The sequence below is a fragment of the Pseudomonas sp. DCB_AW genome (assembly GCF_026240895.1).
GTDB classification, from domain to species: Bacteria; Pseudomonadota; Gammaproteobacteria; order Pseudomonadales; family Pseudomonadaceae; genus Aquipseudomonas; species Aquipseudomonas kermanshahensis.
Window position 1 is genome coordinate 18139 of record NZ_JAPFCE010000008.1, and the last position, 13249, is coordinate 31387.

At 63.5% G+C, this 13249-nt stretch carries 13 protein-coding genes; 2 read left to right on the forward strand and 11 right to left on the reverse strand.

Features of this window, described 5'->3' with window-relative positions; translation table 11 throughout:
• Positions 1-8: 8 nt before the first annotated feature.
• From hflC to OO306_RS07625, 9 genes are all read right to left on the reverse strand, one after another.
• Entirely contained in the window at positions 9-878 is an 870-nt protein-coding gene (gene hflC / locus OO306_RS07585) for a protease modulator HflC (protein WP_265968227.1), read from the reverse strand.
• The gene (gene hflK, locus OO306_RS07590) at positions 878-2059 is read right to left on the reverse strand and encodes an FtsH protease activity modulator HflK (protein WP_085272307.1); all 1182 of its coding nucleotides are present in this window, start codon (positions 2057-2059) and stop codon (positions 878-880) included. The genes hflC and hflK overlap by 1 nt, the downstream gene beginning before the upstream one ends.
• A gap of 96 nt (positions 2060-2155) precedes the next feature.
• The gene (gene hflX, locus OO306_RS07595) at positions 2156-3457 is read right to left on the reverse strand and encodes a ribosome rescue GTPase HflX (RefSeq protein ID WP_265968228.1); all 1302 of its coding nucleotides are present in this window, start codon (positions 3455-3457) and stop codon (positions 2156-2158) included.
• Positions 3458-3469: 12 nt separating this feature from the next.
• On the reverse strand, positions 3470-3730 hold the full coding sequence (gene hfq / locus OO306_RS07600; protein ID WP_003258160.1) for an RNA chaperone Hfq: 261 nt from the start codon (positions 3728-3730) through the stop codon (positions 3470-3472).
• A gap of 94 nt (positions 3731-3824) precedes the next feature.
• A complete protein-coding gene (gene miaA / locus OO306_RS07605; protein WP_238215759.1) occupies positions 3825-4796 on the reverse strand; it encodes a tRNA (adenosine(37)-N6)-dimethylallyltransferase MiaA in 972 nt (323 codons plus the stop codon).
• A gap of 1 nt (position 4797) precedes the next feature.
• Positions 4798-6696 (reverse strand): DNA mismatch repair endonuclease MutL, encoded by a 1899-nt coding sequence (mutL, locus tag OO306_RS07610; RefSeq protein WP_265968229.1) that lies wholly within the window; start codon positions 6694-6696, stop codon positions 4798-4800.
• Entirely contained in the window at positions 6693-8126 is a 1434-nt protein-coding gene (locus OO306_RS07615) for an N-acetylmuramoyl-L-alanine amidase (protein WP_027592528.1), read from the reverse strand. Before OO306_RS07615 ends, mutL begins: the two co-directional genes overlap by 4 nt.
• A 19-nt stretch (positions 8127-8145) precedes the next feature.
• On the reverse strand, positions 8146-8610 hold the full coding sequence (gene tsaE / locus OO306_RS07620; RefSeq protein WP_265968230.1) for a tRNA (adenosine(37)-N6)-threonylcarbamoyltransferase complex ATPase subunit type 1 TsaE: 465 nt from the start codon (positions 8608-8610) through the stop codon (positions 8146-8148).
• Entirely contained in the window at positions 8598-9458 is an 861-nt protein-coding gene (locus OO306_RS07625) for an NAD(P)H-hydrate dehydratase (RefSeq protein ID WP_027592526.1), read from the reverse strand. Before OO306_RS07625 ends, tsaE begins: the two co-directional genes overlap by 13 nt.
• 64 nt (positions 9459-9522) lie before the next feature.
• Here OO306_RS07625 and queG point away from each other — a divergent pair, with 64 nt between their 5' ends.
• Positions 9523-10587 (forward strand): tRNA epoxyqueuosine(34) reductase QueG, encoded by a 1065-nt coding sequence (gene queG, locus OO306_RS07630; RefSeq protein WP_265968231.1) that lies wholly within the window; start codon positions 9523-9525, stop codon positions 10585-10587.
• Between the two features lie 124 nt (positions 10588-10711).
• Here queG and OO306_RS07635 read toward each other — a convergent pair whose 3' ends face one another.
• Together OO306_RS07635 and orn are read right to left on the reverse strand one after the other, a co-directional pair.
• Positions 10712-11323, reverse strand: a complete 612-nt coding sequence (locus OO306_RS07635; RefSeq protein WP_027592524.1) for a trimeric intracellular cation channel family protein — start codon at positions 11321-11323, stop codon at positions 10712-10714.
• Between the two features lie 91 nt (positions 11324-11414).
• Complete coding sequence (orn, locus tag OO306_RS07640) at positions 11415-11957, reverse strand: oligoribonuclease (RefSeq protein WP_265968232.1); 543 nt, start codon at positions 11955-11957, stop codon at positions 11415-11417.
• 148 nt (positions 11958-12105) lie between these two features.
• On the opposite strand from orn, the gene rsgA reads away from it, so the two are divergent.
• Positions 12106-13137 carry a small ribosomal subunit biogenesis GTPase RsgA gene (rsgA, locus tag OO306_RS07645; RefSeq protein ID WP_265968233.1) on the forward strand — a complete coding sequence of 344 codons (1032 nt, stop codon included), beginning with the start codon at positions 12106-12108 and terminating at the stop codon, positions 13135-13137.
• The last annotated feature ends 112 nt before the right edge of the window (positions 13138-13249 follow it).

A 13249-nucleotide genomic window follows, 5' to 3' on the forward strand; every position in this document is an offset into this window, starting at 1 on the left:
TCAGAGCATCAAGGCTTGCTCTTGTCCAGGAAGCGGAAGAACTCGTTCTTCGGGTCCAGGACCAGCACGTCGCTCTTGCTCGAGAAGCTCTCGCGGTACGCCTGCAGGCTACGGTTGAACGCATAGAAATCAGCGTCCTGGCTGTAAGCCTTGGCGTAGATGGCAGCCGCCTGGGCGTCGCCGTCACCGCGGGTTTCTTCAGCTTCACGGTAGGCTTCGGCCAGCAGTACACGGCGCTGACGATCGGCATCCGCACGGATACCTTCGGCCAGCTCGTTACCTTTGGCGCGATGCTCACGGGCTTCACGCTCACGCTCGGTGCTCATACGATCGAACACGCTGCGGTTGACTTCCTTCGGCAGGTCGATGGCCTTGACGCGCACATCGACAACCTCGATACCCAGCTCTTTGTTAGCCATGCGGTTCAGCGAAGCGGTGATGTCAGCCATCAGCGCGTCACGTTCACCGGAAACCACCTCGTGCAGGGTACGCTTACCGAACTGGTCACGCAGGCCGCTTTCCAGACGACGCGACAGACGCTCATCGGCGATCTGCTTGAGGCCGGAAGTGGCAGTGTAGAAGCGCTCGGCATCCTTGACGCGCCACTTGGCGTAGGCGTCGACCATGACTGCTTTCTTCTCCAGGGTCAGGAACCGCTGGGTGGGCGCATCAAGGGTCATCAGGCGGGCGTCGAACTTGCGCACCTGGTTCACGTAAGGAACCTTCACATGCAGGCCCGGCTGAACATCAGCCTGGACCACACGGCCGAATTGCAGCAGTACGGCACGTTCGGTCTGCGACACGATGTAGAAGCAGTTCCAGGCCACGACGGCCAGCACCACAGCGGCGATCAGGGCGATCAGCGATCTATTGCTCATCAGCGGCTCTCCCTAGTGCGCGGCGGCTGTTGTTGCTGTTGCAGGTCCTGCGCCGCACGCGCGGCCGCATCGTTGGCCGACGCAGATACACCGCTGGCCGGTGCGGACGTGTTGCGGCTGCCTTCGACCATCTTGTCCAGTGGCAGGTAGAGCAGGTTGCTCTGCCCGTCCTTGGTGGCCACCATGACCTTGCTCGAGTTGCTGTAGACCTCTTGCATGGTTTCCAGGTACAGACGCTGACGAGTGATGTCCGGCGCCTTGTGATACTCGGTCACCAGCTTGCTGAAGCGGTCGGCTTCACCCTTGGCGCGAGCGATCACTTCGTCGCGGTAACCGTTGGCGTCCTCGATGATGCGCTGGGCCTGACCACGGGCTTCTGGCACCACGCCATTGGCGTAGGACTCGGCCTGGTTGCGGGCACGCTGTTCATCTTCGCGAGCACGGATCACGTCGTCGAAGGCTTCCTGCACTTCACGCGGGGCTGCCGCGCTCTGTACGTTGACCTGGGTGACGGTGATACCGGTACGGTAGTTGTCGAGGAAGCGCTGCAGGCGTTCGCGGATATCCACGGCCATCTGCTCACGGCCTTCGGTCAGCACCTGATCCATGGAGGTGGAACCCACCACATGGCGCAGGGCACTGTCGGTCGCATGCTGCAGGCTCACCTCTGGCTGGTCGACGTTGAGCACGAAGTCCTGCAGGTTGGTGATCTTGTACTGGACGGTCAGCGGTACCTCGACGATGTTCTCGTCTTCGGTCAGCATCTGCCCCTGCTTGGTGTAGGCACGCTCACGCGTGACGTTTTCCATGTACTTGCGATCGATGGGCGGGAAGTAGATGTTCAGGCCGGGACCGACCGTCTCATAGTACTTGCCGAAGCGCAGCACTACGGCCTGCTCCTGCTCGTCGACCACGTACACGGCGCTGTACAGCCAGATGGCAGCCAACACCGCCAGGCCGATGCCCAGCAGGCCGTAGCCGCCACCCTTGCCGACATTGCGGTCACCGCCGCCACGTTTCTTGCCGCTGCCGAACATGCCGTTCAGGCTGTCCTGCAGTTTGCGGAAGGCCTCGTCCAGATCCGGCGGGCCTTTTTTATCGCCACCACCGCCGCCGCCACCACGGCGACCGCCCCAGGGATCCTGATTGTTCGAGTTGCCACCCGGCTCGTTCCAAGCCATAGCGCTCTCCATCTGATAAAGCAAAGACGCGCCCACGGCGCGCCGTCCAATGCTACAGAATGCCTGTCACTGCTGCCCGGCGACCTCGTCGAGCATTTATTGCAAAGTGTGTTGCTCGACAAACACTTGCGGCTCCATGCCTTCGCGGCTGACCAGGCGATTCAACTCGACCATGGGCAGTCGCACGCTCAGCAGGCTGCGCCCTTCTTCATCATGCTCTTCACTCTGCACGGCACCCAGGGCAAAGAATTGCGCGCGCAAGCGGGCAAAACGCTGCTCCAGGCACAGGGTACCGACAAACAGATCATCCCCCAGCAACTCGGCAATCGCCTGGCCAACCAGCTCCAGGCCACGCCCATCGCGTGCCGATACCCAGACCCGCTCCGGCTTGCCATCGGCATCGCGCTGGATCTGCGGCTCGACATCTTCGAGCAGGTCGAGTTTGTTATAGACCTCAAGGATCGGCAAGCCTTCGGCACCGATCTCGCCCAATACCGCCAACACCTGCTCAATCTGCTCCATGCGGTCGGGCTCATGCGCGTCGATCACATGCAGCAGCAGGTCAGAGTTGCTCGACTCTTCGAGCGTAGCCCGAAAAGCCTCGACCAGCTTGTGCGGCAGGTGACGAATGAAGCCGACGGTGTCAGCCAGCACGATCGGCCCAAGGTCGTTCAACTCGAGCCGGCGCAAGGTCGGGTCGAGGGTGGCGAAGAGCTGGTCGGCGGCGTAGACCTCGGATTGGGTCAGGGCGTTGAACAGGGTGGACTTGCCGGCGTTGGTGTAACCCACCAGCGAAACCGACGGGATATCGGCGCGGCGCCGGCCGCGACGGGCCTGCTCGCGCTGGCTGCGCACCTTCTCAAGGCGTGCCTTGATCTGACGCAGGCGTACCCGCAGCAGGCGGCGGTCGGTTTCAAGCTGGGTTTCACCCGGGCCACGCAGGCCGATACCGCCTTTTTGCCGCTCAAGGTGAGTCCAGCCGCGTACCAGTCGCGTGCTCATGTGCTCGAGCTGGGCCAGTTCGACCTGCAGCTTGCCTTCATGGGTACGCGCCCGCTGGGCGAAGATATCGAGAATCAGCCCGGTGCGATCAAGCACGCGACACTCGAAGACACGTTCGAGGTTGCGTTCCTGGCTGGGCGTGAGGGTGTGATTGAAAATCACCAGATCGACCTCATCGGCTTTGACTTGGTCGCGTAGTTCTTCGACCTTGCCGCTGCCAATCAGGTATTTGGCCGTAGGCTGATGCCGTGTAATGGTCACCAGCGAGACGATGTCCGCCCCGGCCGACAATGCCAACTCCTGAAACTCCTGCGGGTCTTCGCGCGCCTCAGGGTTCTGACCTTCCAAGTGAACGAGCAACGCCCGTTCACCACCACCGTGGCGCTCAAAGAACAATGCAGGCTCCTATCAGGCGTTGCCTGGCTCGCTGTCACCGTGTTCGGAATCGGACGGGCTTGGCAGGCGAACCGGACGGGCAGGAACCACGGTCGAAATAGCGTGCTTGTAGACCATCTGGCTGACAGTGTTCTTCAGCAGCACAACGAACTGGTCGAAAGATTCGATCGAGCCCTGCAGCTTGATCCCGTTGACCAGGTAGATGGAAACCGGAACCTTTTCTTTTCTCAAAGTGTTCAAGTAAGGGTCTTGTAGCGAATGCCCTTTTGACATATGCCGCACTCCTGTAAGGATAAATAATAGAAAATCAAGAAAATCGATAAATTAGGCCGCCCCTTCGCAAGAATAGACGGCAATTAGCAGGGACTCAGCTCAATATGGAGACGCTTCCCAGGTATTTCAAGGTGCGGGACAGATTGTCGCAGGCGAGGCTGTCAAGCCAGTGCACGTCAGACCAACCGCGCAACCAGGTGAACTGCCGCTTGGCCAGCTGGCGAGTGGCAATGATACCGCGTTCTCGCATCTCATTCTCACTTAGCCTGCCGTCGAGGTAGTCCCAGACTTGCCTGTACCCCACTGCCCGTATAGACGGCAACCCGGCGTGCAAGTCACTTCTGGCTCGCAGCGATCGGACCTCGTCGATGAAGCCCTGTTCCAACATCTGCGAAAATCGTAACGCAATTCGCTGATGCAAAATGTGACGATCTGTAGGAGCGATCGCCAAACTCGCGACAGTATAGGGCAAATGTCCGCCAGCGCCTGCGTCTGCGCCGCGACTTTCCGCGAATTGACGCTGGCGATGAGCCGTCATGCTCTCGCCGCTCACCCGGTAAACCTCAAGCGCACGGATCAGCCGCTGGGGGTCATTCGGATGGATGCGCGCCGCCGACTCAGGGTCCACTTCGGCCAACTGGCGGTGCAGCTCGACCAAGCCTAGCTCCCGGGCCTGCGCTTCGAGTTCGGCACGCACGCTGGCGTCGGCCGGCGGCATGTCAGCCAAGCCATCGATCAAGGCCTTGTAATACAGCATGGTGCCACCCACCAGCAGCGGGATCTTGCCCCGTGCGGTGATTTCCGCCATGGCTTGCAAGGCATCGGTGCAAAAGTGCGCGGCAGAGTAGCTTTCGGCCGGGTCGAGAATATCGATCAGCCGGTGCGGGTGCGCTGCCAGCAGTTCCTTGGAAGGCTTGGCGGTACCGATGTCCATGCCACGGTAGACCAGCGCCGAGTCGACACTGATCAACTCGCAGGGCAGGACCTTGGTCAGCTCGATGGCAAGGTCAGTCTTGCCGGCCGCCGTCGGGCCCATGAGAAATATTGCTGGGGGCTTGCCGCTCATGTCATCGACCGCGCAGGAAAAGTTTGTCCAGGTCGTCCAGGCCCATTTGGGTCCAGGTCGGTCGGCCGTGGTTGCACTGGCCGCTGCGCTCGGTGTTTTCCATGTCGCGCAGCAGTGCGTTCATTTCGGGGATGGCCAGGCGCCGGTTGGCGCGCACGGCGCCATGGCAGGCCATGGTGCCGAGCAGTTCGTTGAGGTGCGCCTGTATGCGGTCGCTGGTGCCGTATTCCATCAGGTCGGCGAGCACATCCTGCACCAGGCGGTTGGCCTCGGCTTGCTTGAGCAACGCCGGGATCTGCCGGATCGCCAGGGTCTCGGGGCCCAGCCGTTGCAACTCGAAGCCCAGGCGCTGGAACCATTGGGCGTGCTCGTCGGCGCAGTCGGCTTCGCGCTGGCTCAAGGCCAACGACTCAGGCACCAGCAGCGGCTGACCGCTCAGGCCTTCGCTGGCCATGGCCACCTTGAGCCGCTCGTACATGATCCGCTCATGCGCGGCGTGCATGTCCACCAACACCAGGCCGACAGCATTCTCGGCCAAGATGTAGATGCCCTTGAGCTGAGCCAGGGCATAACCCAGCGGTGGAATGTCACCCTGGCTTTCTGGCAGCGACGAAGGTGCAGCCGCGCCATCGCTCAGCGGCTTGTAGAACTCGCGGTACACCGCCTGCGACTCAGCCGCCGGCAACGGCTGCGACGGACGCGGGCTGTACTGGGACTGATAGCCCGAGCCACTGCCACCATTGGAAATCGAAAACTGCGGCGCACGAGGCTGCTCAAGCACCGGCGAGGCCAGGCGCATCTCGCCTTGAGGGCCGAACTCACCGGCCTGCTGGCCACTGGGGCGGACGATGTCGGCAGCCGCAGCGGGCGCAGCCAGTTGGTCCTCGGGGCGCACGTCGGCCAGGGCGCGGTGCAAGGTGCCATACAGGAAGTCATGCACCGAACGCCCTTCACGGAAGCGCACTTCGTGCTTGGTCGGGTGCACGTTGACGTCCACGCCGTTGGGCTCGAGTTCGAGGAACAGCACAAAGGTCGGGTGCCGGCCATTGAACAGCACATCTCGGTACGCCTGGCGCACAGCGTGGGCGACCAGCTTGTCGCGCACTGCCCGGCCATTGACGAAGAAGTACTGCAGGTCGGCCTGGCTCCGTGAGAAGGTCGGCAGCCCCACCCAGCCCCACAAACGCAGGCCGTTGCGCTCGACATCGATGGGCAGCGCCTGCTCCATGAAGCCCGGCCCGCAGATGGCGCCTACGCGCCGCGCACGGGCGGTTTCATCATGGGCCTCATGCAGGCTGAGGATGCTCTTGCCGTTATGGCGCAGGTGGAAGCCGACATCGAAGCGGGCCAGGGCCAGGCGACGGATGACTTCCTGCAGGTGATCGAATTCGGTTTTCTCGGCCTTGAGGAACTTGCGCCGGGCCGGGGTATTGAAGAACAGGTCACGCACTTCGACCGAGGTACCCACCGGGTGCGCTGCCGGTTGCACGCGCGGGGTCATGTCGCGGCCTTCGGTCTCGACTTGCCAGGCTTCGCTGGCGTTGGCCGTGCGCGACGTCAGGGTCAGGCGCGCCACCGAGCTGATCGAGGCCAGGGCCTCGCCGCGGAAACCCAGGCTCAGTACGCCTTCGAGGTCTTCAAGCTCACGGATCTTGCTGGTGGCGTGACGGGCCAGCGCCAGCGGCAGGTCATCGGCAGAAATCCCGCCGCCATCGTCGCGTACCCGCAGCAGCTTGACGCCACCTTGCTCGACTTCGACATCGATGCGCCGGGCACCAGAGTCGAGGCTGTTTTCCAGCAACTCCTTGGCCACGGAGGCCGGGCGCTCGACCACCTCCCCCGCGGCAATCTGGTTAGCCAGCCGCGGGCTGAGCAGCTGGATGCGTGAACCACCACTCATTGCTGCGAAGCCAGGGTAGTGGCCGGCACGTCCAGACGCTGGCCGACTTTCAGCTCATCGGTCTTGAGGCTGTTAGTGCTGCGCAGGCTGGCCACGCTGACCTGATAGCGCACCGCGAGCATGGCCAAGGTCTCACCCGGGCGCACGGTGTGTTCACGTGGGCCGGCTGCGATCTTGCCGGTGTCGCGCAGCCAGGCAATGTAAGTGCCCGGCGGTGGGTTTTGCTGGAAGAACTGGCGCACGCCGGTATGGATCGAGCGGGCCAGGGCCTGCTGATGGCTGCGGGTAGCCAGCTTGGCGGCTTCGTTGGCGTTGGAGATAAACCCGGTTTCAACGAGGATCGACGGGATATCCGGCGACTTGAGCACCATAAAGCCTGCCTGCTCCACACGCTGCTTGTGCAGCGAGGTGATGCGGCCCATGTTGCCCAGTACCTTCTGGCCCACATTGAGGCTGGAGCTGAGCGTGGCGGTCATCGACAGGTCGAGCAACACGCCCGCGAGCATGCGGTCCTTGTCGTCGAGGCTGACGTTGCCGGCACCGCCGATCAGGTCGGAGCGGTTTTCCGTGTCGGCCAGCCAGCGTGCGGTCTCGGACGTGGCGCCACGGTCGGACAATGCAAAGACCGAGGCACCGAAGGCGGCCTTGGACGGCGCGGCGTCGGCGTGGATCGAGACGAACAGGTCGGCACCCTTCTTACGGGCGATTTCGGTGCGTTTGCGCAGCGGGATGAAGTAGTCACCGGTGCGGGTCAGCTCGGCGCGGAAGCCTTTCTCGCTGTTGATCTGGCGCTGCAGCTCCTGAGCGATCTGCAGGACGATGTCTTTTTCATGCTGGCCGCGCGAGCCGGAAGCGCCCGGGTCTTCGCCGCCGTGGCCGGCGTCGATGGCGACCACGATGTCACGTTTGCCGCTGGGCACCGGTGGCAGCTTGATGGCCGGCTGGGCCGGGCTCACCGGCACCGCAGGCGTGGTCACCGGCGTTTGCACGGGCGTCGGCGGCGGGGGCGGTGTACTGGCAGCGACGGCGTCGGCTTCCTGGTCGTACAGGTCGACCACCAGGCGGTTGCCGTACTGGGCATTGGGCGCCAAGGTGAAGCTCTTGGGCGTGACCGACTTTTTCAGGTCGACCACCACGCGCAGGTCGGTAGGCGTACGCTGGGCCGAACGCACGCTGCTGATCGGCGTGTTGGACGTCGCTACGTTCAACGGCGCGGCCAGGGTCGCACCATTGATGTCGATGACCAGGCGGTCTGGCGCGCTGAGGGTGAAGACGCTGTGCTGCACGGGGCCAGACAGGTCGAAGACCAGCCGCGTGTTGTCCGGCGCGCGCCACAGGCGCATGCTCTTGACTTGAGTGACGGCCAGAGCGTCAACGGTCACCGTTGTCAGCAGCAGCCCAACGATGGCGACCAGTGCGCGTATGCGCATACCTACCCCACTTACAGTTTTAGTGTTTGCCCAGTGCAACGCACCAAGCCTCGCCGCGAGCCCCCTGCGGCGAAAGGTTCAGCGAGCGTCCGCTCGCTTGGGGGCTTATGGTAATGGTCAGGTCAGGCTTTGGCAAAACGCCCGCACCCTTTTGTGGCCACTCGAACAGGCACAGCGCATCGCCCTCGAAGTAGTCACGTATGCCCATGTACTCCAGCTCCTCCGGATCGACCAGGCGATACAGGTCGAAATGGAACGCACGCACCTCACCAATCTCGTACGGTTCGACCACGGTAAAGGTCGGGCTCTTGACTGCACCAGTATGGCCCAAGCCACGGATCAGGCCACGTGAGAGCGTGGTCTTGCCCGCCCCCAGGTCACCTTCGAGAAAAATCACGCCATGACCGCCGGTCACTTCGGCAAGCCGCGCACCAAACGCGACCATGGCCGCTTCATCGGCCAGAAACAGGGTTAAGCCAGACACGCAGAATGCTCCTCCAACAACTCACGAATGACCGGCGCCAGATCACTGGCTGCCAGGCCTCTACCTTTGACGCCCAGGCGCTCGCCCGCACAGGCATGCAGCCACGCCCCCAAGCAGGCGGCCTCCCAGGCCCCCAAGCCTTGAGCCAGCAGCGCCGCCAGCACGCCGGTCAACACATCGCCCAGGCCGGCGCCGGCCATGGCCGGGTGCCCACGGTCACACCGCGCCAACTGCCCGCTCGGGTCGGCCACCAGGGTACCGGCACCCTTCAGCACGCAGACGCTGGCATAGCGGCGGGCAAGCTTGCGCGCAGCCCCTGGGCGGTCGGCTTGCACGGCCTCGGTGGAAATCCCCAGCAACCGCGCCGCCTCCCCCGGGTGCGGGGTGAGGATGCTGCCGCTGGGCAGGGCCAGGGGCGTGCGCGCCAGCAGGTTCAAGGCATCAGCATCCCAGACCTGCGGTTGCTCAGCATTGGCCACTGCCGACAACAGGCTACGGCCCCACGCCGCCTGCCCCAACCCCGGGCCGACCACCAGCACCGAGGCACGCTCCAGCACGCCCATCAGCTGATTGGCCGAACTCACGCCCAGGCACATGGCTTCCGGCAGGCGGGCCAGGCATGCGCCGACATGTTCAGGACGCGTCGCCACGCTGACCAACCCGGCACCACAGCGCAGCGCGGCTTCGGCACTCAGTAGCACCGCACCGCCCGTACCGAGGTCGCCGCCAACCACCAGCACATGGCCGAAGTCACTTTTATGGGCATGCGCAGGCCTCGCCGGCAGGTGCGCGACGGTCACGCTGCTGAGCAATTGCGGGGCATGCGCGGGTTGTTTGGTCTGGGGCATGGGGTCAAAGGCTCCAATGTCTGGCAGAATTATACGCACCTGAGCCCGTATTGCCTGCCCATCCATGTCCGCTTGCACACTTGACCTCCCCGCCCTGGCCCAATCCATCAAGATCTGGGGCCAAGAACTCGGTTTTGCCCATGTCGGCATCGCCGGGGTGGACCTTGGCGAGCACGAAAAGCACCTGCAGCGCTGGCTAGAAGCCGGCTATCAGGGCGAGATGGAATACCTGGCCGCTCACGATGGCAAACGCGCACACCCCGACCAGTTGATCCCCGGCACGGTAAGGGTGGTCTCGCTGCGCATGGATTACTTGCCCGGCGACACGCAGATGGCGCAACGCCTGGCCCAGCCGGAAAAGGCCTACGTATCGCGCTACGCCCTTGGCCGCGACTACCACAAGCTGGTGCGCAAGCGCGTGCAGCACCTGGCCGATCGCATCCAGGAAGCCATCGGCCCGTTCGGCTACCGGGCCTTCGTCGACAGCGCCCCGGTGCTGGAAAAGGCGATTGCCGAGCAAGCCGGGTTGGGCTGGATCGGCAAGAACACCCTGCTGCTCAACCGCAAGGCCGGCAGCTACTTCTTTTTGGCCGAGCTGTTCGTCGACCTGCCGTTGCCGGTGGACGACGCGCACACCAGCGAGCACTGCGGGCGTTGCGAGGCGTGCCTGGACATCTGCCCGACCAAAGCCTTTGTCGGGCCTTATGTGCTGGATGCCCGGCGCTGCATTTCCTACCTGACCATTGAGCTCAAGGGGGCGATCCCCGTCGAGTTGCGCTCGATGATGGGCAACCGGGTGTTTGGTTGCGACGACTGCCAGATCGTCTGCCCATGGAACCGCTTTGCCCGGCCCACGCAGGAGCATGACTTCCAGCCGCGCCATGGGTTGGAAAATGCCGAGCTGGCCGAGATGTTCTTGTGGGACGAGAAGACCTTCCTGCGCAAGACCGAAGGCGGGCCATTGCGGCGCGCGGGTTATGAGCGCTGGTTGCGTAACCTGGCCGTGGGGTTGGGCAATGCGCCTTCGACGATCCCGGTGATCGAGGCCCTGAAGGCACGGCGCGAGGATGCCTCGGCACTGGTGCGCGAGCATGTGGAGTGGGCGCTGGAACGGCACGGTATCCAGTAACCACGCCATCCCTGTGGGAGCGGGTTCACCCGCGAACACCGGCGGAGCCGGTGCCCTACACCGCGGTGCCTGTTTCGCGGGTAAACCCGCTCCCACAGTGACCGCGTTCCACCTGAAGGCGGCTCTATTGCTGGTCGTTGTAGTGGAACTTGGGCATTTCCCAGTGGAACCGGATCGCCAGCAAGCGCAGCAGAAACCCGCCGAACAAGGTCAGCAACATGGCCTGCTCCGCTGGCAACTGGAAGTGCACACACCCCAGATAGAACCACGCCGCCGCGAACGACACACTGGCATACAGCTCGCGACGGAACACCAGCGGGATGTCGTTACAGAAGATATCGCGCAAGATGCCCCCAAATACCCCGGTGATCACGCCGCTGATCGACGCTACCAGCATGCCCTGCCCCATCTCCAGCGCCGTCATGCAACCGATCAAGGTAAAGGCCACCAACCCCAGGGCGTCTAGCACCAGGAACATCGAGCGCAAGCGGCGCATCATGGGGGCGATGAAAATCGTCAGCAGTGCCGCGCAACTGGTCAGCACCAGGTACTCAGGGTGCTTGACCCAGGTCAGCGGGTAATGCCCGAGCAGCACGTCGCGCACCGAACCGCCACCCAGGGCCGTGACGCAGGCAATCAGCACCACGCCGAACCAGTCCATGCCGCGGCGGCCGGCAGACAACGCGCCGGTCATGGCTTCAGCGGTGATGGCAATGAGGTAGAGCATCAACAACATGGTGCGAGTCCGTGCGAGAAAGGCGCGCAGTCTAACCAGTTGCCCAGGGCACCAAAAGAGGGCACAGACACAATATCTGCGCCCTCACGCTTCACACCTTGATGAAGTGCTCGCGGTAATGGCGCAGTTCGGCAATCGACTCGCGGATATCGTCCAGCGCCAGGTGGGTGCCGCCCTTCTTGAAACTGTCGCGCACATTCGGCGCCCAGCGTGCGGCCAGCTCTTTGAGGGTCGAGACGTCGAGGTTGCGGTAGTGGAAGTAGTTTTCCAGGTTGCGCATGTGGCGATACAGGAACCGGCGGTCCTGGCAGATGCTGTTGCCGCAGATCGGCGACTTGCCCTTGGGCACCCATTGCTCGAGGAAGGCGATGGTCTGGGCCTCGGCCTCGGCCATGCTGACCGTGCTCTCGCGCACGCGCTGGGTCAGGCCCGAGCCGCCGTGGGTACGGGTATTCCATTCGTCCATGCGCGCCAGCACTTCGTCACTGTGGTGAATGGCGATCACCGGGCCTTCGGCCAGGGTGTTCAGATCGCTGTCGGTGACAATCGTGGCCATCTCGATGATGACGTCGCTGTCCGGATCCAGGCCGGTCATTTCCAGGTCGATCCAGATCAGATTCTGTGGGTTTTGCATGCAGGGGCTCCTCGTATAGGCCGTCATAGTAGCCTAGCGAGTGCGGCGGGCGCATGTGCGGCGCGCGGTGCAAAGGTAAGCAGAATGGTCGAGCGCCCGGCGTGCTAAACTGCCTGCCGTTTTCAATCTGTCCCAGCACGGAATCTTCATGGCCAAACGCCAGCTCAATCGTCGCCAAAACTGGCGTATCGAAAAAATCCAGAACGAGCGCGCCGCTCGCGCCGCCAAACGCGAGCAGCACACGCTGCAAGAGCTGGAAGGCGGCGACCTGGGGCCAGAGCAACTGGGCCTGGTGATCGCGCACTTTGGCGTGCAGGTCGAGGTCGAAGCCCAGGACGGCGACGTGGCTGGGCAGATCTTCCGCTGCCACCTGCGGGCCAACCTGCCTGCGCTGGTCACCGGCGACCGCGTGGTCTGGCGGGCGGGCAACCAGGGCATCGGCGTTATCGTCGCGCAGATGCCACGCAGCACCGAACTGTGCCGGCCAAACAACCACGGCCAGCTCAAGCCGGTGGCGGCCAACGTCGACCTGATCGTGATCGTCTTCGCGCCAGCCCCCGAGCCCCACCCGAACCTGATCGACCGCTACTTGGTAGCCGCCGAACACGCCGGCATCCGCCCGTTGCTGCTGCTGAACAAGGCCGACCTGATCAACGACGAGAACGCCCCGGCGTTGCAGGCGCTACTCGAGGTCTACCGCGACCTCGGCTACCCGCTGCTGGAGGTTTCGGCCCACCAGGGTGACGGCATGCAACGCCTGCAGCAGATGCTGGACGGGCACATCAGCGTGTTCGTCGGCCAGTCGGGCGTGGGCAAGTCGTCGCTGGTCAACAGCCTGCTGCCCGCTGCCGACACCCGCGTCGGCGACCTGTCCGAATGGTCGGGCCAAGGCACGCACACCACCACCACCGCGCGCCTGTACCACTTCCCCAACGGCGGCGACCTGATCGACTCGCCGGGTATTCGCGAATTCGGTTTGGGCCATGTCAGCCGCGATGACGTGGAAGAGGGGTTCATCGAGTTCCGCGACCTGTTCGGCACCTGCCGCTTCCGCGACTGCAAGCATGACCGCGAGCCGGGCTGTGCGCTGCTCAAGGCACTGGAAGAAGGCCGGATCAAGCAGCAACGCATGAACAGCTACCGCTCGATCATCGCCAGCCTGCCGGAAGACAGCTACTAACCCGCCTGATTTGTAGGAAATATTACCGGAGCGCGTAAGACCGCTCCGGTTTTAGCGTCATCTATTGCCCCTTCTCCTGCTTTCGCTGATGGTCATGGCTTCTATCAGGGAG